The 24,447-nt window shown below is 56.9% G+C and carries 20 protein-coding genes; 1 reads left to right on the forward strand and 19 read right to left on the reverse strand.

The genetic code is table 11. The features are described 5' to 3' along the window. The 3 genes from AB3175_RS12420 to AB3175_RS12430 all read right to left on the reverse strand — a co-directional run. Positions 1-362, reverse strand: a 362-nt coding sequence (locus tag AB3175_RS12420; protein ID WP_367361264.1) for a hypothetical protein, incomplete at its 3' end; no start/stop codon positions are given. Continuing rightward, on the reverse strand, positions 355-1,623 hold the full coding sequence (locus tag AB3175_RS12425) for an AAA family ATPase (RefSeq protein ID WP_367361265.1): 1,269 nt from the start codon (positions 1,621-1,623) through the stop codon (positions 355-357). The genes AB3175_RS12425 and AB3175_RS12420, both read right to left, overlap by 8 nt. A gap of 289 nt (positions 1,624-1,912) precedes the next feature. Continuing rightward, on the reverse strand, positions 1,913-4,771 hold the full coding sequence (locus AB3175_RS12430) for an SNF2-related protein (RefSeq protein WP_367361266.1): 2,859 nt from the start codon (positions 4,769-4,771) through the stop codon (positions 1,913-1,915). 219 nt (positions 4,772-4,990) lie between these two features. On the opposite strand from AB3175_RS12430, the gene AB3175_RS12435 reads away from it, so the two are divergent. Next, a complete protein-coding gene (locus tag AB3175_RS12435; protein WP_367361267.1) occupies positions 4,991-5,440 on the forward strand; it encodes a CBS domain-containing protein in 450 nt (149 codons plus the stop codon). A gap of 105 nt (positions 5,441-5,545) precedes the next feature. Here the strand turns inward: AB3175_RS12435 and AB3175_RS12440 are convergent, their stop codons facing one another. From AB3175_RS12440 to AB3175_RS12515, 16 genes are all read right to left on the reverse strand, one after another. Next, positions 5,546-7,084: an ATP-binding protein gene (locus tag AB3175_RS12440; protein ID WP_367361268.1), complete on the reverse strand. Its 1,539-nt coding sequence runs from the start codon at positions 7,082-7,084 to the stop codon at positions 5,546-5,548. Between the two features lie 141 nt (positions 7,085-7,225). After that, the gene (locus tag AB3175_RS12445) at positions 7,226-7,792 is read right to left on the reverse strand and encodes an MORN repeat-containing protein (RefSeq protein WP_367361269.1); all 567 of its coding nucleotides are present in this window, start codon (positions 7,790-7,792) and stop codon (positions 7,226-7,228) included. Positions 7,793-7,797: 5 nt separating this feature from the next. Beyond that, positions 7,798-10,713: a hypothetical protein gene (locus AB3175_RS12450; RefSeq protein ID WP_367361270.1), complete on the reverse strand. Its 2,916-nt coding sequence runs from the start codon at positions 10,711-10,713 to the stop codon at positions 7,798-7,800. A 64-nt stretch (positions 10,714-10,777) separates the two neighbouring features. Further along, positions 10,778-11,845 carry an iron-containing alcohol dehydrogenase family protein gene (locus tag AB3175_RS12455; protein WP_367361271.1) on the reverse strand — a complete coding sequence of 356 codons (1,068 nt, stop codon included), beginning with the start codon at positions 11,843-11,845 and terminating at the stop codon, positions 10,778-10,780. A gap of 204 nt (positions 11,846-12,049) precedes the next feature. Beyond that, a complete protein-coding gene (locus AB3175_RS12460; protein ID WP_367361272.1) occupies positions 12,050-12,238 on the reverse strand; it encodes a PEP-CTERM sorting domain-containing protein in 189 nt (62 codons plus the stop codon). A 980-nt stretch (positions 12,239-13,218) separates the two neighbouring features. Beyond that, positions 13,219-14,385 (reverse strand): ABC transporter permease, encoded by a 1,167-nt coding sequence (locus tag AB3175_RS12465; protein ID WP_367361273.1) that lies wholly within the window; start codon positions 14,383-14,385, stop codon positions 13,219-13,221. Continuing rightward, entirely contained in the window at positions 14,385-15,542 is a 1,158-nt protein-coding gene (locus AB3175_RS12470; RefSeq protein ID WP_367361274.1) for an ABC transporter permease, read from the reverse strand. Before AB3175_RS12470 ends, AB3175_RS12465 begins: the two co-directional genes overlap by 1 nt. Next, the gene (locus AB3175_RS12475) at positions 15,517-16,236 is read right to left on the reverse strand and encodes an ABC transporter ATP-binding protein (RefSeq protein WP_367361275.1); all 720 of its coding nucleotides are present in this window, start codon (positions 16,234-16,236) and stop codon (positions 15,517-15,519) included. The genes AB3175_RS12470 and AB3175_RS12475 overlap by 26 nt, the downstream gene beginning before the upstream one ends. Positions 16,237-16,244: 8 nt before the next feature. After that, complete coding sequence (locus tag AB3175_RS12480; protein ID WP_367361276.1) at positions 16,245-17,462, reverse strand: efflux RND transporter periplasmic adaptor subunit; 1,218 nt, start codon at positions 17,460-17,462, stop codon at positions 16,245-16,247. Between the two features lie 369 nt (positions 17,463-17,831). Then, complete coding sequence (gene groL / locus AB3175_RS12485; RefSeq protein WP_367361277.1) at positions 17,832-19,472, reverse strand: chaperonin GroEL; 1,641 nt, start codon at positions 19,470-19,472, stop codon at positions 17,832-17,834. Positions 19,473-19,490: 18 nt separating this feature from the next. Next, the gene (gene groES, locus AB3175_RS12490) at positions 19,491-19,778 is read right to left on the reverse strand and encodes a co-chaperone GroES (RefSeq protein ID WP_367361278.1); all 288 of its coding nucleotides are present in this window, start codon (positions 19,776-19,778) and stop codon (positions 19,491-19,493) included. A gap of 305 nt (positions 19,779-20,083) precedes the next feature. Beyond that, positions 20,084-20,590 carry an Hsp20/alpha crystallin family protein gene (locus tag AB3175_RS12495; protein WP_367361279.1) on the reverse strand — a complete coding sequence of 169 codons (507 nt, stop codon included), beginning with the start codon at positions 20,588-20,590 and terminating at the stop codon, positions 20,084-20,086. A gap of 28 nt (positions 20,591-20,618) precedes the next feature. Beyond that, a complete protein-coding gene (locus tag AB3175_RS12500; protein ID WP_367361280.1) occupies positions 20,619-21,023 on the reverse strand; it encodes an Hsp20/alpha crystallin family protein in 405 nt (134 codons plus the stop codon). A gap of 20 nt (positions 21,024-21,043) precedes the next feature. Further along, positions 21,044-21,454: an Hsp20/alpha crystallin family protein gene (locus AB3175_RS12505; RefSeq protein ID WP_367361281.1), complete on the reverse strand. Its 411-nt coding sequence runs from the start codon at positions 21,452-21,454 to the stop codon at positions 21,044-21,046. Positions 21,455-21,910: 456 nt separating this feature from the next. Next, the gene (locus tag AB3175_RS12510; protein WP_367361282.1) at positions 21,911-23,668 is read right to left on the reverse strand and encodes a murein L,D-transpeptidase; all 1,758 of its coding nucleotides are present in this window, start codon (positions 23,666-23,668) and stop codon (positions 21,911-21,913) included. 73 nt (positions 23,669-23,741) lie between these two features. Continuing rightward, complete coding sequence (locus tag AB3175_RS12515; protein ID WP_367361283.1) at positions 23,742-24,446, reverse strand: FHA domain-containing protein; 705 nt, start codon at positions 24,444-24,446, stop codon at positions 23,742-23,744. Position 24,447 lies beyond the last annotated feature (1 nt).

A 24,447-nucleotide genomic window follows, 5' to 3' on the forward strand; every position in this document is an offset into this window, starting at 1 on the left:
AGGGCTTGACTGTCCAGGAGATACCATCTTTCAATATGAGGATCCGGAACCGCTGAGATAATCTCCGGATAAGAGATGCCGCTGGAGGCATTGAGAAGTTGCTGCTTCCTTTTCACAAAGCCATTGCAGTTTCCGTCCGATCCAACGATCAGGACATCGGCATCAAGATAATTTCGTTTTTTCGCCTGTTTGAGAAAATCCTTATAAGCGCGGATGGAACCGCCGCCTCGTGCGCTGAGAACGCGAAGGTCGAAGTCGCGGATATCTTTTCCTTCATCCTCGATCAAGCGTTCGACAATGGAGGGTATGAAGGACTCCTGGGCCGTATCCTCGAGAAAGAAAAAGATTTTATATTTAGCCACCGAAATCCCCCCGCACGATTTCCTCTTCGAGGTATTGCTCAATGTTTCCGGAGCGGAACAGCGGGCCGAGTGTCGAAAAGGGAATAAAGACCGTTCCGGTTTCCGTCCGTTGGCATACCAGCAGGTCTTTGTCGCTGAAGTAGGTCGGCAGAATGGGCGAGTGGGTATTGATGAGAATCTGCCGATTGTTGTCGGCGGCATTTTTTAACAGTTCCGCGATATTTTTCAATCTTCTCGGGTGAACGCCGTTTTCCGGCTCCTCGTAGCCGATCATGGTTGAGCCGGTCACCGGAGACAGGACCGCCAGCAGTCCCAATACCCGCAGGGTTCCTTCCGAAATCAGACGATTTGAATAAAAGGCATTGTCTTCACACAGTCGAAGAAACAATTCCGCCTCATCGGTGCGTTCGATTTCCAGGTCCTTCAGCCGAGGTAGGATCTGCATGGCGGCAAGTTTTACCGCCTTGAACTGAGGGGGGTGCATCTCCCGAAGGGTAAAATAAAAGGCCGCCAGATCTTCGCCGCGAGGCCCGATGTTGGTCACTTTGGCGACGGCATTGCCCTGACGCATCAGTTCACGGGGTTCCAGAAAATAGAAATGGCACCGGGACAGCTCTTCGCGGAGCGCCGTGATATGAGGGTAATGCGGCGCATAGAGAGACGTCGATGCGATGGCATAGTCAAGTCCGATATCGTGGAATGTCGGATGCGCCTGCCCTTCCATGCGTAGGCTGATTTTGCCGTTTACTTTTTCGATAAAAGGGGTTCGTGTTTTTTCAGAGCCGTCTCGTCGCAGTGCGGTAAGGCGTTCATTCATGACCCGCACTTGACCGGAGCGAGAAGAGATTTGAAGGTCAATCTCATAACGGAGAAAACGGTGCGTGATGATGCTTTTTCCCTGGGGTGCAGAATCGGCGCTCTCGATGCCGCGCCTCAATTCCCGGATGCGCGCCTCAACGTCACGAACAACGGGATCGCTGATTTCAATATCGCCGATGAAGGATACATCATGATATTCTTTTTCCTTCAGTCCTGAAATTCCTCCGGATGCATAGTGAACAACTTCCAGGGGAACGCCGCGATGCTCGGCAAAAGCCTCTTTCAGATTTTTCTTGGTGACCATCTTGGAAAACAGATTCAGCGCATCGAAGAGATTGCTTTTACCGGCGGCATTCGGTCCGAAAATCACGACAAGATTGGGCAGACCGACATCTACGTTTTTAAGTGATTTGTAGTTGATCACCTGGAATCGTCTGATCATATTCCATCTCCCTTTTTATTATCCCGTTCTGCTTTTCCGTACTTGCTGTCAATCTCAATCCGAATGGCTTAAAACCTAATCACCTTTTTTATGCCCTGCACAATCTAAAGTCAAACTAATGTCAAGCTAAATATGCTGCTCCAGATTGAAGTGAATTTCTGTTTTCATATTTAACATCAATGATTTCCAGACGAGGCGTCGGTTTATTTCCAAGCTGATTTATAGATTCAGTATCCTATGGAAGGGAGACTTCAGCTTGGTCTTTAATACAAGCGATATTGTGCTGATTCTAAGACTTCAATGACCAACATATTAAAAAAAGCGGTAGGACGGTTTCCCTTTGCCTCAACTTGCCCTCAATCTGTGCGATGAGCGCTTCCCGCTGCCGGTCCACATCATCCTGGGCATCGAATAGCGACCGGCGCTTCTGGTTGCGCTGGGATTCCAGAACCTTGATCTGCTTCTGCCCGGCAAGCTTTTCCTCCAGTGTACACGCAGCGGTGGCGGCGCGGCGCGCCTCTTTGATCTGTTGATCCAGTTCTTTTATTTCTCGCTCCAATCCCACTTTCAGATCATCGGCCCAGCCGTCGAGTTTTTCCGCTTCGGCTTCGAAAAAACGGGCATTGCGCGCGGAAATCTCTTTCTGAATAACGGACTGACGCTGTCGGGCGGCATCCTCTAAAATTGCCATAGGGGGCGGTTCGGATACATAACCCGTCACCTGAGCCGGTATGCTGAGGAGACGAACGGCCGTTTCTTCTTCCAGCATGTGACCCTGGTCGGTCAGGGCGGTCACGATAAGGTGGTCTTCTGCCTGATCGAGGGATTCAATCGTGAAGATCGACGCCGTCAACCAGCCGGCCCGGCCAATAAGGGATTCCAAAACGGAGACCTTGCCGTCATGGCTGGAATAATCGAAGGCAAGTTCGGCAGGTCTCAGTTCCCGGCTTTTGGCCCGTTCCAGCAGTGCTTCGGCAAGGGGATGGGTCCGTCGGTAGAGATGGGCCTCTCCGGAGCGTCGCGGCAATTCATAGAGGCCTAAAGGGATCTGCTCCGCCTTTTCGGGAAAGGGCGGAGTGTTCAATCGGAAAACCCCATCGGCCAGGAACTCGGCATGCCCGTTCAGCTCATGGCGGGTCAGCTGCATGAGCTGACGTTCGAAATGATTCAGGCAAGCCCTGGAGGCTTCGTCACGGATTCTGAGCTTTTCCCTGACCTCATCATCAAAGTTTTCCAGCAGCTGCTTACGTGTGTAGGCCATGGCCTCGTTGATTTCCATAGTGAGTTCGAGCTGAAGCTGATCGAAAGCGTTCTGAATTTCTTCCGGTTTCCGGCAGCGTTGATAAATGGCGGCGATGCGCTTTTCGAAATCCACCCCGGACTCGATGGCGCCGAGGACTTCGTCACTTGCGCCGAAAACTCCTTCGAAGAGCTTGAACTTTTCGGAAAGAAGCTCAAAAACCCGCAGATCGGCGGCATTTTTGCGATTGAGGAAGTTGACCACGACCACGTCATGCTGCTGGCCGTAACGGTGGCAGCGTCCGATGCGCTGTTCAATCCGTTGCGGGTTCCAGGGGAGATCGTAATTTACGACGAGGGAGCTGAACTGGAGGTTGATGCCTTCGGCCCCGGCTTCGGTGGCGATCATGATCCGGCCCTGCTCACGGAAATAATCAACCAGCGCCGAGCGCAGATCGGCGGTGCGCGACCCGCTGACCCGATCCGTACCCTGATGACGTTCCAGCCAGTCCAGATAAATCTTACGGGAGGATTCGTCGGCATTGGAGCCGTTGAAAAGGACAATTCCTTCTGAAAAGGGGCTGTCTGCAAGCAGGCGTAACAGGTAACTCTGGGTACGGCGCGATTCGGTGAAAATGACGGCTTTTTGTGCCGCGCCGATTTCGGTTGCCTTGGCAAAGGCAATTTCCAGTGCTTTTAACAGAGCCTTTCCCTTGGCATTGTGCTCGATCGATGTAGCCAGCCGGGCAAAGGCATCGAGATCAGCGATTTCCTGTTCAATGATTTTCCGATCTTCCTGGGAGAGGGATTCTGCTGGCTCATCTTCACTCCATTCATCGGCCGTTTCTCCCAATGCTTCATAATCCTGCCCGAGTTCTTCTTCGAACGATTCGGGAAAGGAGTCCTTTCGGATCTTGGCTTTAAGTCTGCTGGACATTGAAACTAAAGCGCCCGCAATGGCGAAGGTGGAGGATGCCAGAAGCTTGCGCAGGACCAGCGTCATCAGAGAACGCTGACTTGGCGGCAGGGCTTGCAGGTTGTCCCTTTGTAGATATTCCGAAACCAGGTTGTAGAGTCTGTCCTCACTTTCTTCCGGTGTAAATTCCTGAACGATGGGCAGCCTCTGAGTGTATTTGATGTAGGGCAAAACCTGCCGCCGCAGCGTGCGATGACAGACCGGTTTCAGCCGTGTTTTGAGAGTTTGGAAGACTTGCTCTTGATTGAGCTTGGTGAACTGTTCCCGGAAACTTTTCAGGTCTCCGAAGGTGTATTCGTCGATGAAGCTGACCAGACCAAAGAGCTCCAGCAGGGAATTCTGCAGCGGCGTGGCTGTGAGAAGCAGCTTGTCTTTCCCGGCCAGGGCCGTCTTCAATGTGCTGGCGATCACATTGGAGGATTTATAGACGTTGCGCAGGCGATGCGCTTCATCAATGACCACCAGATCCCAGGGAACGGATTGGACATCGCTCGCCTTGCTTCTGGCAAAGTGGTAAGAGCAGATAACAATTTCCGGCGCCTCGAAGGGACGGAATCGGCCCTGCCTGCAATGATCATTGTATGATTTGGACTCCAGCAGGCGGCAGGGCAGGAAAAACTTGTCCGTCAATTCCTGATACCACTGTTTCCGCAAATTGGATGGAGTTATGACGAGAATGCGACGCTTATGTTCAGCCCACTTCTGAGAAAGCACAAGACCCGCCTCGATGGTTTTACCCAGCCCCACTTCATCGGCCAGTAAAGCGCCCTTGGAAAGGGGCGATTTAAAGGCAAAAAGGGCTGCATCGATCTGGTGGGGATTGAGATCAACCTGGGCATCGACCAGGGTGGCGGTCATTTTTTCCACACTGTCCGGAGGAAATCGGCGGGTCAATTCGTAAGCAATATATTTTGCCTGATAGTCGGTGAACATCAGAGATCTGCTTTCCTGTGGGGTGCTTATTCAAGCATTCCCGTTTTGCCAGCACAGGGGACGCATAGCACAAATATGTAAAGATAACAACAAAATAGATTCCATGTTCCTGGCGGTCTTGCTTTTTCCCTGTGATCCTGTTTCCCGATTTGATGTTGTGCCAGCCGCCTCTTGCCTGTATAATGCTAATGCGTTTACTATTTTTATGGAGGTGACGAGATGCCGATCGGAGAAATTTGCAACCGCGATGTGGTCATCGTGAGGCGGAAGGACAGCATTCTGGACGCGGCAAAACTCATGCGCCAGTATCATGTAAGAGGACTGGTCGTCGTGGAAGACCGGGACGGCGAGGTGGCGCCCGTGGGGATCGTCACCGATCGGGATCTGGTCGTGGAGCTGATCGCCAAGGAAGTGCCGCTGGACAGCGTTTTCGTCGAAGATGTGATGAGTCCCGAGCTGTTTTCCGTGTCGGAGAGCCGGGGCATCTGGGATACGATCCAGTATATGCGGGGAAGAGGGATCCGGCGGGTCGTTGTTGTCAATGAGAGGGAAACCCTGCTGGGGATCCTCTCCATCGAGGATCTCCTCGAATTGCTGGCCGATGAACTGTCCGACCTGGCAAGGCTTTTCGTGAGGGAGCGCGACCGGGAAAAAGAGACCAGGGAATGAAAGTAAGCGATCAGCAGCCTCGGATCGTCCCGTCACGTAACGATTGCGGCGTGCTGGTTTACAGTTTGGAGGTTTACGATTAGCGCCTTTTAGCTTTACGATTACTTAACGATCCCTGCTTTTCAGGCGGTAGCGGGTGGAGCGGCCTCCTCCCAGCTTTTCCGCCAGGCCCAGATCGACCAGCAGCCCGAAGTCGCCGGCGGTGATCGGGCGGGAAACGCCGAATGCCGCCTCGCACTGGCGGCTCGTCAGCTCCTGCCCTTCGGCCAGCCATTGCAGCATCTTCCGCTGCCGCTCATTCAACTGCGCCTCCACGGCCGGGGAAACTCTGAAGTGCCGCTCCGGAACGCGCAGGAGATCGATGTCTTCGCCGGGCCCCGGAAAGGTGACCTGGAAATATCCCATGTCCGTGCTCAGAAGGGGCAGATCGAGCCCGTGGTTGAGCATGTGGTCGCGCATCCGGCGGAAGCCGCTGCCCCGCTCCTCGATGCGGTGAAAATAGGAGAGGCACTGGGCCAGGACGGGATTGCGCGAACAGGGCCGGTACCTGCCCCGGCGCAAGCTGGCCAGGGTGATCGGTCGGGGCGGGAGGCCGGGGCTGGAAATCACGACCCGGTCGGGAAAGACTTCGAGGATGATCTTGCGGCCGGCGTCTTCGTACTGCCGATGCGCCACGGCATTGACCAGCGCCTCGCGCAGCCCGTCGACGGGATATTCGTCAAGGCGGATGCGGTTGAGGCCGACCACGCGCATCGGGTGGCGGGTGTTGCGGTCGATGAAGCCGATCGCCCGTTCAATGACCACCGGCATGGGACCCCGGATGTCCTCGTGGTCCCGCGGGTCCCCGTCGGGCACCGCGCTCCTGTAGGCGTCCGCCAGGATGCGGCATTGGGGAAAGACGGCCGAGGGGTCTTTGGCCAGCAGGACAATTCCGGCGGCGGTGGCATAGTGTTCGCCGGAGGAGGAGTCGTACCAGGCCAGCCCTCTCAGGATCGCACCGGCGAGGAGGTCCTCCTCGGACAGCTCGCCGGGGCTGCACTTCTGGGCCGAGGCGAGAAGGGTGCGGGCGACGTTCATGTCGAGATCGCACCAGCGGACCCGGTCAAGGGGGCGGGATTCGAAAACCGAGGTGGCCTCGATGGTCGATTCCGCGATGTCATCCTCGTCGCTCGTCGGTGAAATTTCGTACCGATCCCGAAGCAGCGCCACCAGCGCATCCCGGACTTCCTTCTGGAGTTCGATGATATTGCCGAAACCTCGGCATTCCAGCCCGTCCGCATCGAGTTCCTTCAGCAGCCCGGCGGTTTCCCCTTCCCTCCGGATAGAGCGGTCGCCCTTGATGAATGCGAGGATGGGAAGCCCCCTTTCCCTGGCACGGCGGTACTCGGCATGGGGGATGGAGAGTTCGTGCGCCGCCGCTGCCGATTCAACTCCAATGAGAAGCAGGCAAACCTGGCAGCCATCGAGGCATTGCAGGCATCCCTCCAGGGCTTTGCCCGGAGAGGCCGGCTCGCAATCTGAGAGGAGGGGTATGCAGGAAGCGGAAAGAAAGGGGTCCGTGTTCATCAGGTTCTGGAGGATCAGGCGTTCGTCTTCCAGTTCCATCGAAACCGAACCGACGTAAATGCGGAGCTTCGTTGTCATCGTGATTCGTTCTTTCCCGCTCTTTATGCTGTTTCGTCACGGGGACGGGTCCGTCGGCATCCCTGTGAAATCCGTGGGTCATCCGATTGGCCTTTCAGGACAGGCCGTTCATTCATCGGAAAAGACCGGCGGGAGAACCGGTCACGCTGTAAATTTGAATTTATCGCCCTCCCATTGACCATTATATTGAGAACCGTCGGGAAAGGTCAAGATCCCCTTTCCGTAAAACTGGTCTTCCTTCCATTCTCCTTCGTACCGGGAACCGTCGGGAAAGGTCAGGATTCCCTGCCCGTGGAACTGGTCGTTTTTCCACTGCCCTTCGTACCTTTTCCCGTCGGGAAGGGAAATGACTCCCTGTCCTTCTTTCCGGCCGTTTTTCCACTGCCCTTCGTAGCTCGTTTCATCAGCCAGGATCAGGGTCCCCGTTCCCTCGATCGCGCCTGCGCTCCATTCCCCTTCATATCGGCCGCCGTCGGGAAGGTTCAGGATTCCCCGGCCGGATGGAAGCCCGTTCTCCCATCTGCCCGAGTATTCGCTGCCGTCGGGCCATTTGAAGGAGCCATCCCCTGAAAAGCGCCCCGCCGAAAAATGTCCTTCATAGCTGCTCCCATCTGGATGGGCGTAGAGGCCCTTCCCCAGGTGGGAATCCTCGCCCCACTGAAACTCGATGCCGCCGTTTCCGGAAAATAACCTGATGAGCTTTTGCAACGTTTCTATTTCCCTCGAATCTTCTTGTCGGCAAACTGGCCGTTTCGAAACTCGCCGATGTATTTTCTTCCATCCGCGAGGATCATGATGCCCTGGCCATGGGGAAGGCCCTTTTCCAGTTCGCCCGTGTACTTCCTCCCGTCGATCAGGGTCAGCGTTCCCTGGCCGTGATACTGGTTGTTCCTGAACTCGCCTTCGTAGCGGTCGCCGTTGGGGTACTTGAGAATGCCCTTCCCACTTGACAGGCTGTTTTTAAACTCCCCGGTGTACCGTGTTCCGTTGGCCAGGGTTAAGGTCCCCCGGCCGTCGTACTTGCCCCGCTTGAATTCCCCTTCGTATCTCTTTCCGTCAGGGTGGATCTCGATCCCCTTGCCGTCGGCCAGGTTGTTTTTCCAGGTCCCCATGTAGGTCCGCACCTCCGGGACGATCAGAATGCCTTCACCGGACATGACATCCCGTTCCCACTGGCCGGCGTAGGAGGAGCCGTCCGCGGAAGTCTGGGTCCCCCGGCCGTTTCTCTCTCCGGCACTCCACTCGCCGACGTACCGCCCGCCGTCCGGATAGGCCATGACCCCCAGGCCGTCGGGCAGATCCTCCTTCATCTCTCCCTGGTAACTTCTGCCATCCTCATAGACCCGGGACCACTGCCCCTGGGAAAGGACGGAATCGGTCCCCGTGGACGCCATCTTCCGCTGCAGGGAAAGGTTCCGGGCATCCGCTTCGGCCAATTGCCGCGCCAGTTCGGTAATGGTTTTCGACTGGTTCTCGATGGTGGTTTTCAGCTCTGCCGCGCCCTCGCTTTCATGCCGTTCGGAGGATTCGAGCCGTTCTTCAAGGGAGTTTTTCTCAGCCTCCAGAGCGTTGCACCGGTCTTCGAAATCCGCAGCCGATGCTGATGTCTCCCGGGTGGCCGTCATCTGCACGGCGAGCTGTTTTTTGAGATCGGTGATCGTCTTTTTCTGGTTCTTGACGGTGGTCTTCAGCTTGGCCGTGCCGGCTTCGTTTTTCTCCTCCAGGGTGGTGAGCTTTTCTTCAAGGGAGATTTTTTCGGCTTCCAGGGTCTTGACTCGGCCTTCGGCGTTTTGAACGGCGGCGGCTTCGGCCTTCTGCGCCGCCCCGGCCTGCAGGGCGAGCTGTTTTTCCAGCCGGGCGATGGTTTTCTGATGGCCTTCGAGAGACATCTTCAGCTCGGCCGATTGCCTGAACATCTGCTGTTCAAGGCTTCTGACGTTGCCTTCCAGGAGGGTTTTCTCCTCTTCCAGGATCCGGCACCGGTCATCGGTATCCGCTTCAGCCGGCTCTTCAGACTTCTGCGCCAGGGCTCTGTGCGCGTCAAGCTGCCGCTGAAGCTCTGAAACGGACGCGGCATGCTCTTGGAGAGCATTTTCCAGCTCCGCTTCAAGCGCTTTCAACCGCTCTTCCAGGGTGTTGACCTTTTGTTCCGCCGAACGCTTTCCCGACTCCAGGGCCCTGCATCGCTCCTGTGCGGCGGCGGCATCCGCTTCGGCCTTCTTGGCGGCTATGTTTTGCAGGGCGAGATGCTGCTGAAGGTCTACGATGGTCTTCTTGCTGCTATCCAAGGTGGAGTCCAGCTCGACGGCGAGAATTTCCATCTGCCGCTTCAGGCATTGAACCTCTTCCTCCGCGGCATTTTTTTTCTTTTCGAGGGTTGCGCATCGGGAATCCGCCTGGGCGGCGGCGTGGTCGGCCGCCGTCTGTGCCGCCTCGATCTGCGACGCGAGCTGTTGCTGAAGCTCGGCGATGGTCTTCTGGCTGTTTTCGATGGTGGAATTCAGCTCGAGGGCGAGGATCTCCGCCTGCCGTCTCAGGACGGTGACCTCTTCTTCCGCCGCAACCTTTTCCGATTCCAGGCCTTTATAGCGGTTTTCCGCCGCTTCGGCGGCCTCCGCTTCGGACTTCCGGGCGGTGTCAATCTGGATCGCGAGCCGCTGCTGAAGCTCGGCTACGGCCTTCCGGTGATCCTCATGGGCGGCCTCCATCCGGGCGGCGCTGATTTTTTCCTGCTGCTCCAGGGCGCATACCTTCTCCTCCGCCTGAAGCTTCCCGGCTTCCAGGGACTTGCAGCGGTCGTCCGCCGCCGCCGCAGCCGCTTCGGCCTTCCGGACAGCGGAGCTCTGCAGATCGAGTTGATGCTGAAGCTTCGAGAGGGCTTTGTGGTGATCTCTGGCGGTGGTTTTCAGCTCGGAAGAAAGGGCTTCCGCTCTTTCCTCGAGTGCTTTGAGCTGTTCCTGTGCGGCGGTTTTTTCGCTTTCGAGGGTCCTGCAGCGGTCCTCCACTTCAGCCGCCGCGCTTTCGGCCTTTTGCGCCGCGGCGGTTTGCCCTTCGAGCTTCTGCTGAAGCCGGGAAAGGGCTCTTCTGCCCACTTCGCGCTCGGACTCCAGTTCGGCCTTGAGCGCTTCCGCCTGCCGTTCGAGCGTTCCGGCCTTTTCTTCCGCGGAAGTTTTTTCCGCTTCCAGGGCCTTGAAGCGGGCTTCGGCCTCCTTGGCGGCTAGGGTGTCCGTCTTTTGTGCAAAGCGGGTTTGACGGGCGAGCTGCTCTTGAAGTTCGGAGATGGTTCTGTGCTGGTTTTCAATGGTGATTTTGAGTTCTGCCGACTGTTCGCCCGCTTTTTCGACTCTGGAAGAACGGCCTTCCTTCCAATCGTTGAGGTACCTGGTCCCGTCGGAAGAAACATATTCTCCCGCTCCCTCCGGCAGGCCCCGAAGCCATTCCCCCTCGTAGGAGCTGCCGTCGGACCAGACATACGTGCCCCGCCCGGAAGGAAGCCCGTCGAGCCATTGCCCTTCATAGCGGCTCCCGTCAGGCCACGTGAAAGCGCCCGCCCCGCTGAACGGCTTATCCCGCCATTCGATGCGGTACGGATTTTCCGCAGAGGATCCAAGAACTAAATGCTGCAGCACGATTGATCGCCCCAAATCCCTGATAAGAGAGTAGGATTCGGATTCTCTGCTTTCCGGGGTCTGCCTACATCCTGCGGTAGAGTTCCATAGCCCTTTCCCGGGTCATGAGATTCGCCCAGTCGGGACCAAGGCAATTCTCCCAGAGGGGAACAAGGCCCAGGGCCGTCGTCACCATCTTTTCCAGAGAAGCCGAATCGAGATCTTTTGTCACATTGCGGGGAAGCGGGATGTCATGCTTCTCCATCATCTGACGGAACTCCCGGACGCCCTCGGGGTAGATGTCTTCCAGTTGGTCAAAGGCGATGCAGCAGCCGACGCCGTGATGAATCCCCAGGACGAAGGAGAGTCCGTAAGAGAGGGCATGACAGGCCCCCACCTGAGAATACGCAATGCTCATGCCACCGAAGTACGAAGCCATCATTAATTTGTCGTCTTTTTCCGGCGAATCCTCGAGGAAGACCTGTCGGCACAGATCGCGGGACTTCTCCCCGTAGGCCTTGCTGAACTCGTTGATGAACGTCCCGTGGAGGGATTCCACGTCATGGATGTAGCAGTCCATACCGGTGTAGAACCATTGATTTTTTGGCACCCCTGCCAGCAGTTCGGGATCGAGGAGAATCTGATCGTAGAGGGTGTAGTCGGAATTGATCCCCAGTTTCTTTTCCGGTCCCGTGAGGATGGTTGTCCGGGAAATCTCGGCCCCCGTTCCGGCGAGGGTGGGAACGGCCGCATGGTAGACGGCGGGGTTCGAAATCAGGTCCCAGCCCTGGTAATCGGCGGAGGAACCGGGGTTGTTGAGCATGAGCGAGACGGCCTTGGCGATGTCCATGGCGCTTCCGCCGCCGATCCCGACAATCCCCGCCGGCGTGACGGGCGAATAGGCCCGGATCCGGGCTACCAGCTCGTCGATATACTTCGTCTTCGGCTCGTCATCGACATTGACCCGCAGAAGCAGATCCTTCCCTCGCAGCGGAATCCGCCCTTCCAGCGGTTTCCCCGTAAAGACGTCATCGACGACAAAGACCATAAAAGCATCCGCACCAACCCGCCGGTCCTTCAGGACATCGTCCAGCTGGTTGAACGACCCGCGTCCGAAAATAATATTGGGGACAATCCGAAAGTTTCTATACATGGGGTATTGCCTTTCTTTGATGGGAGTGTTCTTAGTTTACTGATCGGGAGTATAGGGAAAAACTGTTTGGAATGTCAATGAAATGATCTGATCAGGAAATCTCGTCAGGTTTGTATCGGCATCAGCGGCCAATAAATCCAGGTAATAAAAAAGGGCAGAGCCACTTGGCCCTGCCCTTCTGGAATAAACCACTTATGTGTCTCGTTATTTCTTAAACTTTCTTCCAACTCCTGCCAAACCAACCAGACCGAGTCCAAGAAGCAGCATTGTGGTCGGTTCAGGTACGGCAGTACTGGTTCCGAGAAGACTTAAATGAGAGATGGCCCCCTTTCCTGTCCAGAAACCGTTTACCTCAATCGTTTCTGTACCGTCCCAGCCGAGTGCTGCTTCCAAATCGAAGATATACCACCAAGGATCTATTTTAGGCCTTGACCATCTTTTACTTAAAGATAAGCTCCTCCGGTCACGTCAATATAAATCCATTAACAAATTGTATCTGTCCTGAACTTTCACTAAAAGAACCTTCATAAGAGTCTTTTAAGAGAACCTTCTTCCACACGACTACCCATGGAGTATTCGACTTTGTAATATTCTGTTAAAGCCGGTAAACCCACTATCGAGGCCACCCCACTTGCGCTAGGATTAAGCCCAATTTTGCCTTCCCCATCGAGAACTGTTTAGAACTCCGGATGTAGGCGTAATGGTAATTGTATCAGCGATTGCTTGGGATATGAAACCAAACACCATAACACCATCAAAAGTGTCTTGACTAATATCTTTACCTTTTTCATATTATCACCTCTTCTCTTGTTAAACTAAAAACGCAATACCAGTGCCAAACAAATAACTGATTGATTATATGAATATATTTCTGTTGTAGGTCTTAATGGGGAAGATGGAATATGTAAAGAATCCCGACAATCTGCTGGGAACAAATATTACTGGCTATCCATATTAATCTTATTATAACAAGGTATTATCGATGTCTTCCTCTTCTCATGGCAATTTCATTAGATTATATCCTCTTGATTATAAAGAGGATTAATATCGCTCCAAATAGTGTAAAGTATCCCGACATATTTTCCGGAAGTATCAACGATCATGATATTTGGGAGTAACAACGTGCAGATAAATTCTTTGTTTCTTTAAGCATGTTATCAGGATGACCTTATACGCGGATGAGGTTCTGAAAGGGTTTGATCCGTATAATGATGACATATCGTACTGATTATCTGTGAATTTCTAGTAATTGTAAAATAATTTTACACCATGACTGTTGGCCGGAGGCATTTCGGTGAATGAATCATGGCCGTGACCGGCCTGGCGGCAGGCGATGATGGCCGCAACCGTCCCTGAAGGGAGACGAAGCCCTTTCATCCCGTCCGCAGGGCGTCCACGATCTGCATGCGGGCGGCCCGCAGGGCCGGCAGGACGCCGCCGACGAACCCCATGGCCAGGGAAAAAATCATGGAGAAACCAATGATCCCCGGCGTCAGGGAAAAGCTGAAGGCCAGTTCGGAGAAGGTCTGGAAATTCATCGTGGATACGGTGATCAACTGGAGAAAGGATGCGAGGAAGAGGCCCACCACCCCGCCGAGGAGGCCCAGGAGAAGGGACTCCAGCAGGAAGGCCAGCAGGATGCTGCGCCGCTGAAATCCCAGGGCCCGCAGGGTGCCGATCTCGCCGGTCCGGTTGGCCACGGCGGCGTACATGGTGATCATGGCGCCGATCATGGCTCCCAGGGAAAAGACCAACGTCAGGGTCAGGCCGACGATCCGCAGGAACTTGGCCATCATTTCCGACTGATCGGCATAGTACTTCGTTTCTCTCTTGACCTCGACGGTGAGGCGGGGATCTCCTTCCAGGCGCTCCCTGATGGATTCGAAGGCCCCGGAGTTGCGCAGGCGGAAGATGGTCGAGGAATAGGCGGGGCGGCGGAAGGCCGCCATGAGCTGGTCCGCGTCCCCCCAGATTTCCGAGCTGTACCCCCGGTTTCCCGCATCGAAGACCCCCACGATCCGCCAGTTCCGCATGCCGCAGCACAGGCTTTCGTTCAGGCCGCCCCCCTGGAAGCGCTTGGCGATGCCGGAGCCGGCCATCATCTCCAGGGAACCCGGCCGGGGCAGGCGGCCGGCCATGAGCTTCACCTGGGGGCGGAGGGGCAGGGAGGAAGGGCCGATGCCCCGGAGAACGACGTTGCCCGGATCGCCGCTGACCCGTTTGGGCAGCGTCACCAGGACGACGAGTTCCTTGGCGAAGAGGGGCCGGCCGTCGGGACCTAGGGCGATTTCCCGTTCCGTTTCGAGAATGGCCGCCTGATCGCGGGGGACGCCGCTCTGGACCTCCGAGACGGAGCCTTTCCGGATGGCCACGACATTGTCGAAAACCCCCGTTTCCACCAGCGTCGTCTGCAGCCCCTCGGCGAGCATCAAAATGGCGGCGAAGACAAAGACCACGAGGGCCATGCCGGAGATCGTCAAGGCGGTGGTCAGCCGCCTTGTCCAGAGATTCCGCAGGGTGTAGCCCAAGGGGAGAGCCATCAGGCGATCCTCCTCAGTCCTTCGGCGATGCGGATTCCCATTGCCCGCTGGAGGGGGATCAGGGCGGCCACGACGCCCACCAGGAGGGCGGCGGCCAGGTCCAGGTAGAGCGTATTCGCCGATATGTTGAAGATGGGGAAATAGGTTCCCAGTTTTGTCTTGATCAGTGCGGCGGCGGGATAGGTCAGGGCGATCCCCAGGGCGCAGCCCGAAAGGGTGATGACCAGGGATTCTCCCAGGATGAGGGCGGCAAGGTGCCTGGCGCGGAACCCCAGGGTTTTCAGCACGGCATATTCCCCGAAGCGCTCCCGGGTGGTCATGGCCATGGTGTTGGCCACGACGGCCAGGATGATGATGATGACGACGAAGGAAACGATCTGAATGGCCACCACGATGGCCCCGGTCATGGCGATGAACCCGAGCTGGAAGGCCTTTTCCGTCTCCGTCAGGGTTTCCGCCATGGAGTTCCTGAACATCCGGTCGATGGCGGCGGCCACTTCCCCGGCCACTTCGGGGCGGTTCACCCCCACCATGTAGAATCCCACCTGGTCCGCACGGCCGGGGGCCGCTTTTTTCAGGGTCTCGTTGAGATAGTCCCACTGGAAGATGAACTGCGTCTCGTCCACGCTTTCATCCCGCCCCCGATAGATGCCCCTGAGCACGAAATCCCAGTTCCCCGGAAAGATCGTTCCCTTGAGCGTCACCGTGTCTCCCGGCCGCCAGCGGTATTTTTCCGCCAGCTTGCGCCCGGCGACAAATCCCTTGCGGTCCCGGAAAAAAGCGGCTTTTTCTTCCGGGGAGAGGGTGTACTCGGGATAAAGGCCCAGATAGGTTTCCGGATCGACGGCAAAATTGGCGAAGAAGTTCTTCTCGTCGATGTAGATCCCGCCGAACCAGTTGCCCCAGGAGACCGTCTGGACGCCGCTGACCTGGCGGATTTTTTCCTTGTAGGAGAACGGCAGTGGGAAGATGAGGGAGATGGCGTTGCGCGTCACGAGCCGGGTGGCCGACGAGGCCTCGACGCCGGCGTACCAGGCGCCGATGAGGGTGCGCAGCAGCCCGAAGGCCAGGATGGCGACGGCGACCCCGAGGATGGTGAGCCCGCTGCGGAGCCGGTTGCGGAAGGCGTTTCTAAAGAGGAGACGAAAGAGCATCATTGGTCAGGGTCCCCTTCTCCAGATGCCGGATGATCCCGGCCCTTTCCGCCGCCCGGGGGTCGTGGGTCACCATGATGATGGTCTTGCCGGACTCCTCGTTGAGGCGCTCCATGAGGTTGAGGATCTCCTCCGCGGAATGGCGGTCCAGATCCCCGGTGGGTTCGTCGGCAACGAGAACCGCCGGATCGGTGATGACGGCCCGGGCGATGGCGACCCGCTGCTGCTCCCCTCCCGAAAGCTGGCGGGGGTAGTGATCGCTGCGGTCGGAAAGGTTCACCACCCGCAGGGCCATTTCCACGTGCTCCTGGCGCTCCTGGCGCGACAGGGATGTCAGGTAGAGGGGGAGCTCGATGTTCTCATAGGCGGTGAGCACGGGGATCAGGTTGTAGAACTGAAAGATGAAGCCCACATGGGTGGCCCGCCAGCGGGCCAGCTCCGCCTCCTCCAGGGCCGATATGTCCAGGCCGCCCACGAGGATCGTCCCGCTGTCCACGGTGTCGATGCCGGCGATGAGATTGAGCAGGGTGCTCTTTCCCGAGCCCGAGGGGCCCATGAGGGCCAGAAATTCCCCTTCGGCGATGTCGAAGGAGATGTCCTCCAGCACGGGGACGGGGCGGCTTCCCCGCCGGTAGGATTTGCTCACGCCCCGGATGGAAACCATGGGCGGGGCGTAAGGGCGATCTTCGTTCCCCATGGCCGGCCTCACTTCTCCCGGATCTGAATGCGCGAACCGTCCCGCAGGCGGGCTGCGGGGTTGAGGACGACGCGGTCGCCGGGCTTCAGGCCGTCAAGGACCTCGATAAGGTCGCCGAAGGATTCGCCCGATTTCACCGGGACTTCCCGGACGCGATCACCTTCAATTCTGAAGGCCAGGAGACGTCCGTTCCGCCTGGCCAGGGCGGAGGCGCTCACCGCCGTGCGCAGGCGCTCTTCGTCCGGACGGGGCGGACGGGAGAGGAAGGCGACCTTGGCGCTCATTTCCGGCAGGATCCGGGGATCGGGATCGAGAAAGCGGACCTTGACCAGAATGGTCGCCTTGGTGCGGTCGGCGGTGGGAACGATCATGTGGACCTGTCCGCGGAAGCGGGAATCGGGCAGGGCATCGAGCTGAATTTCACAGGGTTGGCCGGTCTTGACGAGCTCCAGGTTGGATTCGGCGACATCCGCCTCCACCTGCAGGGAGTTCAGATCCGCGATGGTCACGACCGCCGCCTTGGCGTTGGCCGCCGCGCCCAGGGGCGTGACGATGTCGCCGATGTCGGCGTTTTTCGTCAGAACGACGGCGTCGAAGGGGGCGCGGATGAGGCTGTAATCCAGGGAAACCGAGGCGGCCCTCAGGGCGGCCTCCCCCGCCGTCTGCGTCGCTTCCGCAGCGGCCACGGAGGCCCTGGCGCTCAGGTAACGGGCCTCGGCCGAATCGAATTCCGCCCGGGAAATGACGTCCCGCCGCAGAAGTTCCGTCTTTCTCTGGTAATTCTTCGTCGCGTCGTTCAATTCCGCCCGGCTCGAAGCTGTCCGGGCGCGGGCGGTGCCCAGGTTGGCGGCGGCCTGATCGCGTGCTGCCCGGGCATCATCAGCCTCCAGCCGGGCGATGATCTCGCCGGCCCGGACCCGGCTTCCCTCCTCCACCGAAAGGGCGACGAGGCGCCCCGTAATCTTGGCGGCCACGGCGGCCTTCCGCTGGGCGACGACGTAACCGCTGGCGTTCAGAAGGGAAAAGGTCTGGGAGGGATAGATCCGGGAAACGCCGGCGGCATCCACGGAAACGGCGGGAACAAGGCGCCCCGTGACGTAGAGCAGGACAAGGATCGTCAGCAGCAGGGCCGCGGCGACCCAGTACAGGGGAGCGATCCTTCGTTTTTTTTGCGCCGCCCGGTCGGACTTGTCAATTTTCAGCCGGGTGAGGTCTTCTTGGGCCATAGGGGAAATTCTCTCAGCGTAACGACCCGATGGCGGCCGATGTTTTTACGTTCATCGGGTCCTGGATTGGAGGAGCGGATCACCTTTTCCGGGGGATGATGACGCGAAACCGGACGAGAAGATCCCCGCGGCCGGTGCTGGTGAGGATCGGCATGCCCCTGCCGACCTGAAGAATCTCGTTTTCGTCACACACGGGCTGACTCCCCCCGACTGCTGATAAGCCTTCTCTCCAGATGGACCTGAAGGATATCGCGTTTTTTTTTGAGACGCAACGACTTCATGGAAATTCACGGGGTTCTCCCCAGAAAAAAACCTCCCCGCCATGGAGGCGGGGAGGTTCTGTAAAAAGGGGTAAAGAAACCTGCTGTGTTAGTAATCCATGTCTCCCATGTCGGGGGGCATCATGCCGCCGGGCATCCCGGAGCCCTTTTTCTGCGGGGCTTCCGCAATCATCGCCTCCGTCGTGAGGAGCAGGGAAGCCACGGAGGCCGCGTTCTGAAGGGCAAAACGGACCACTTTGGTGGGATCGATGATCCCCGCTTCCATCATGTCCGTGTATTCGCCGGCATCGGCGTTGAACCCGAAGTTGCCGGACTGGCCCTTGACCTTCTCCACGACGATGGATCCTTCATAGCCGGCGTTCGCCGCGATCTGGCGCATCGGCTCCTCAAGGGCCCGTTTGACGATGGTCAGGCCGTGCCGTTCGTCTTCATCGGCAAACTCGACGCCTTCCAGGGCCGGCAGGCTCCGCAGCAGGGCGACACCGCCGCCTGGGACGATGCCCTCTTCCACCGCCGCCCTCGTGGCATGAAGGGCGTCCTCCACCCGGGCCTTCTTCTCCTTCATTTCGATTTCCGTGGCCGCACCGACCTTGATCACGGCGACGCCGCCCACGAGCTTGGCCAGACGCTCCTGGAGCTTTTCCCGGTCGTAATCGGAGGTGGTTTCCTCGATCTGGGTCCGGATCTGCTTGACCCGGCCTTCGATGGCGGCGTGGCTGCCGGCGCCGTCCACGATGGTGGTGTTGTCCTTGTCGATGTGCAGCCGCTTGCAGGTTCCCAGGTCGTCAAGTGTAATGCTTTCCAGCTTGATGCCCATTTCTTCGGAGACAACCTGTCCGCCGGTGAGAACGGCGATGTCCTCCAGCATGGCCTTTCGGCGGTCACCGAATCCCGGCGCCTTGACGGCCGCGCACTTCAGGGTTCCCCGGATTTTGTTCACCACGAGCGTTGCCAGGGCTTCGCCTTCCAGGTCTTCGGCCACGATGAGCAGGGGCCTTCCAGAGCGGGCGATCTGCTCCAGGATGGGCACCAGGTCCTGCATGACGCTGATTTTCTTCTCGTAGAGCAGGATGTAGGGGTCCTCGAAGAGGACTTCCATCTTTTCCGGATCCGTGACGAAGTAGGGGGAGACATAACCGCGGTCGAACTGCATTCCTTCCACGATTTCCAGCGAGGTTTCCATGCTTTTCGCCTCTTCGACGGTGATGACCCCTTCCTTGCCGACCTTTTCCATGGCCTCGGAGATGATTTCACCGATGGTGATGTCGCTGTTGGCGGAAATCGTTCCGACCTGGGTGATCTCCTTTTTATCCCGGATGTCCTTGGAGATCTTCTTCAATTCGCCGATCAAACGCTCCACGCTCTTGTCGATTCCCCGCTTGAGCGACATGGGATTCATGCCAGCGGCAGCCATTTTGGAGCCTTCACGGTAAATCGCCTGGGCGAGGATCGTGGCCGTCGTGGTTCCGTCACCGGCCATGTCCGATGTCTTCGACGCGACTTCCTTGACCATCTGGGCGCCCATGTTTTCAAATTTGTCTTCCAGCTCGATTTCCTTGGCGACCGTGACCCCGTCCTTGGTGATGGTCGGCGCTCCCCAGGATTTTTCGATCACCACGTTCCGCCCCCGGGGGCCCAGGGTGACCTTGACGGCATTGGCCAGGGCATCCACTCCCTTCATGACCTTTTCACGGGCAGTCGTGTCGTATTTGATTTCTTTTGCAGCCATTTCGTTTCCCTCCCTTACCTATTCGATTACGCCGAGAATATCGTCTTCCCGCATGATCATGTGTTCGACGCCGTCGATCTTGACCTCCGTGCCGGCATAGCGGCTGAAGAGGATCCGGTCCCCTTCCTTCACGTTCAGGGGGATGCGCTTGCCCTCATCGTCCCGCCTTCCCGGACCGGCGGCAATGACCTTTCCCTCCTGGGGTTTTTCCTTTGCCGTGTCGGGGATGATGATGCCCCCGGCTGTCTTTTCCTGGTTTTCCGTCCGCAGCACCAGGACGCGATCATGTAATGGTACGATCTTCATTTCCTTTCCTCCTTAAACAAACAAGAATATGATTCCCTATCGGATTGGCATGCCCGGCATGCCTGTTTTTGCTGAGTACTGCAGAATTTCCATGCGGCGTAAGCAGGCATTAAGATAATCACGGAATGCCTCTTGTCAACAAAATGAGGGGAATTTTTTGTGGGGGTATTTTGGGCTGCCGGTTCTGCCCCGCGCAGAACGGGGGCAGAACCGGAAATCCTGCTGCTGCGGACTGGCCGGTCAGGCCGGGTGGACGGGATGGCTCAGGGGGCCATCCCGAAGGCATGCACCGTTTGGTGATGCGGTTATTCCGTGGAGATCGGAATTTTCTTGCCCTTGGTCTGGGCCTCCTCCGTTTTGGGGAGCTTGACGGTAAGGACCCCGTTTTTGAAGGCGGCCTCCACCTTTTCGAGATTGATTCCCCTGGGAAGGGGGATCACCCGGTGGAAGGAACCGTATGTCCTTTCCAGGCGGTAATAGTCCTTCCCCTTGTCTTCCTGTTCCTCCTTCTTCTCGCCTTTGAGCGTTACGGCATCGTCGGAAACCAGGACCTCCACATCCTTCTCGTCAATGCCGGGGATTTCGGCCGTGATGGTCAGCTCTTCATCGCTTTCCCTTACGTCGATGGAGGGGGTGAAACCGGCATAGCGATCTTCCAGCGCGCCGAAGGGCTCAAGGTCGAACCCACGGAAGAAATCATCGAAAAGCTGATTCATTTCCCGCTGCAGCGAGTAGAAAGGATGCTCTTCCTCGCGCTTTGCAGGCGTCTCCGTTTTCCTGCGGAGAGAGGGTAAAAGACTTCTGGTTGCCATGGTTCGTTCCTCCTTTATTGAAAGTATTTTATCCTGCCTTGATGGCAATTTTCTTTGCCGCGACAGGGGCCGCCTTGTGCAGGACGACTCGCAGCACGCCATTTTTCACGGACGCTTCAATCTTTTCCCTGTCCACGTCTTCGGAAAGGGTAAAGGTCCGCTGATAATCACCGACTTCATATTCCGCATAGTAGAGGCGTCGCCCCTGGCTTTCCTGCGGATCAACCGTTCCATGAATTTTCAGAACGTTCTTGTCCAGGATGACTTCGACCGAATTTTCATCAACACCGGGTACGTCTCCAATCAGAACCATTGTTTCCGGAGTTTCGTAAATGTCCACCTTGGGTACGAAAATCCGCGTGTTCCGTGTCCGTTCCGATTGAGCGGGCTCTTTTGCCGGCTGCTTTTCGTAGTTTTTATATTCCTGATCCATGAGATATCGTCCCTCCTCGGCTATTCGGATTTGATGGCTATTTTGCGGGGTTTGTCTTCTTCCGCACGGGGCAGATGAATCTGCAGGATTCCCTTTTCATAGTTTGCTTCAACCTTTTGCTGATCCACATTGAAAGGAAGCTGCAGTCCTCGGCTGAAACGGCCAAATCCCCTTTCCTGGCGATGATAGCGGCAGCCTTCCTCCAGGGGCTCCGGTTCCCTGGATCCCTTGATATAGAGAAGATCTCCCTTGGTGGTTATCTCGATCGCACCGGGATCCATTCCGGGAAGCTCCGCCCTGACCAGGACGTCGTCCTCGCTGATCCACACATTGATCGGCGGATGCTGCTGGTCGTACTCCTGGGTCAACCCGGAGAAGAATCTGTTCATGTCCTTTTGAAAGCGCGTCATTTCGGGAAACATGTCCAACATCCGTCCCATTCTCCAAATTCCAGGTCCAAACATTTCGCCTTCCTCCTTATTTCATTTTATAAAAATCTTATTCTGTTCGGACATCCTCAACAACCATGCGCACAACATCTTCCCGATTCGTGGAATTTCCCTTTCCCCGGTCCCATCAAGCCGGGGAAAGCATTTTGAAACGCAGAGTGTTCGTTTTCAACAATGTCCTGATATCGTTCAGATATTTACGTTCCGATACTAATATAGTCACCAAATTTCCGTTGTCAAGGCAGGGAGAGAACAGGGATTTTCCCAGTTCCCCGGGTAAGCCTCCAGGATCATATTCCTGGTGCAGCACCGCCTCGGGTAGAGAAAGGCGAATGTCGCCTCGGGGGGGTATGAAGGGGAATTGAAGAGGAAAGCGGCACCGTTGGCCGGAGGGCCACGGTGCCTGAAAGGCGAAAGGCCGTTGGAGAGCCGTTATTCCTAACTGGAGCCCGATGCCTCGGCGCCCGGTCGGAGCTGACGGTTCTGATTCTGGAACCGTTCGAGTGAAGCCCTGAGCAGTTTGAGGTTTCCCGGAATGTTGTCGATGTTGTACAGATCCGCGCGGAAATTCAGGTTTCCCTCGCGGTCGATCCAGACTGTTTTATAAACGATGTGGACGGGAACGGCCTTGGGAAGCATCAGGGTCTTGTTCTTTCCTTTCCGGATCTCGGCCTGGAGGCTCCGCATCGACCACGGGTTGTTGGGCGAATCTTTCAGCAGGTAGGAGGCGAGATCCACGGGCTTTTCGATGCGGATACAGCCGTGGCTGAAGCTGCGCCGGTTCCGCGCAAAAAGGCTCCGCGTGGACGTGTCATGGATGTAAATATCCGCTTCATTGGAAAAGACGAACTTGACACGGCCGAGGGGATTGCCCGCTCCCGGTTCCTGCCTCAGGAAGTAGGGGAAATGATCCTTGGAGTATCTCGACCACTTGACGGATTCCGGGGCAATGGGACGGTTTTGATAATATCCGCCCGCGAAAACCTTCATGTTCTTTCCCGAGAGATATCCCGGGTTCTTCTGGAGCTTGGGAAGATACTCCTCTACCGCGATGCTCCTGGGGACCCGCCAGTAGGGGTTCAGTTCGATCGACGTAACCCGGCTGCTCAACAGGTTGGTTCGCTTGTCGGTCTTGCCGACGATGGCCCGGATGTTCATCACCACGCTGCCGTTTTCCACCACTTCGAGATTGAAGGCCGGTATGTTGATCAGAAGATGGCGGTCTCCCAGCTCCGAGGGCAGCCAGCGCAGCCGGTCCAGGTTGACGGCGACCTGGCAGATGCGGACTTCCAGGGGGATGTTCAGCTCCCGAAGCGTGGATGGACCGACGGCACCGTCCTGCTTCAGGCCGTATTGCTTCTGAAACTGGGCAACGGCGGCTTCCAGCGACCGATCAAACAGATCCTCGGGTGTTTCCTTCAGGGAATCGGGCTTCTCCGAAACCGCCATCAGCCGGGTTTTCAGCAAAGGGACCCGCTTGTCGCGCATTCCTTTTTTCAGGGTGCGGCCCGCCGGGATGGTCGGCCATCCGCCATTTTCAGCTATATCAATGTAATTATTCAGAATATCATGAAGCTTCTGGTAATAATGAAAGCGGGGCGCCAGTTCCTTGAGGGTTCCCTCCAGTTCTCCGCTCTCCAGGGCCTTGCTGAGCGTTTTGACGAGGTCCGTATGCCGCGGTTTGTAGACCCAGCCGGGATACTGCTTTTGATGATTGATCCTGCCGCCGGAGTAATGCGCGGCATAGGAAAAGAAGGCTTCCGTCAGCAGCAGGTCCAGGTCGATCAGGAGATCGGGGTTCAGGGGCTGATCCTGCTCCTTGTCCCGGGAAATCGTTTCCATGAGAGATTCGATGCGCTCGATGCCGTAATCCTGGGGGTACAGAGCTTCCCGGTGGGAGCGTTTCAGGAGGTGGAGCAGCTTCTCCGCCAGCACAGCCGATCCCTCTTCCCCGACCCAGGCCGGCCGGCCCTTCCGCTCCAGATAGAGGATTTTCATGAGCCGGGCGGTGTCTTCATCGTTGTAATCAAAATTCAGAAGAGAACGTCCCTTGGCGTTTACGATCCTCTGCAGCAGGCGGTCTGAAACGGCGTCAGGCGGACTGACGGCGTCCTGCATCCCCGTGGTGATCGACCAGGTCAGGACGACCCCGATCAAAATCAGGAGCTGGATAAGACGGGCTTTTTTAAACCTCACGGATAATCCTTCTTCATACGTTCGTTACGGCCGCGGCTCTTCAGCCGTCTGCGGAACCGGGGACGGCCATCCCCTATTCTTCCTTGACATAGAACTGCATCTTCAGACCTGCCACTTCCACAAGATCTCCGTCCTTCAGGTCATAACGGGAGTTCATTTCCTGTCCATTGATTTTCATGGATTTACCCCCGGAGGGATTGATGAAGTAGCCCTCTTTCCTCCGGTTGACCAGCGCGGCCACTTTGGGGGCGAAAAAGCCCCTGAGATGGATACCCGCACCGTCTTCCTTTCCGATGGTCGTCACCCTCTCCTTCAGGAGATAATCCCTTCTGTCCGCGGATCCGTTCACGATCACGAAGCCCCCCAGGACGTCAGGCTTGTTCTTGCCCGTGGCGGCCAGAAGATTCTTCTGATCCTGCGGTGCGATCACCATGGTTTCATCCATGGATCTTCCCCTCAGGGTCGCGTTCCGGGGATCCGTGTCCCTGTTTCGGTCGGAAATCACTTCCAGGGTGTGAATTCCTACCAGGACCATGTCGCCGTTGAAAATTTCGCTTTTGAAAATTTTCTGCCCGTTGACATATGTTCCATTGAGGCTGTTCGTATCCTCAATGAAGAGGGATTCCCCTTCATTCGTGAACTTTGCATGATGCCCGGAGACAGCCTGGTTGTCAATCACAATATCATTGTCCGGCTTTCTGCCGATGGTTATGACATCTTGCTCGAGGGGGATTTCCTTGACAACGGCTCCTTTGAATTTCAATAAAACCTCCGCCATT

Origin of the sequence: Syntrophus sp. (in: bacteria) (assembly GCF_040768185.1) — a bacterium.
Classification (GTDB): domain Bacteria; phylum Desulfobacterota; class Syntrophia; order Syntrophales; family Syntrophaceae; genus Syntrophus; species Syntrophus buswellii.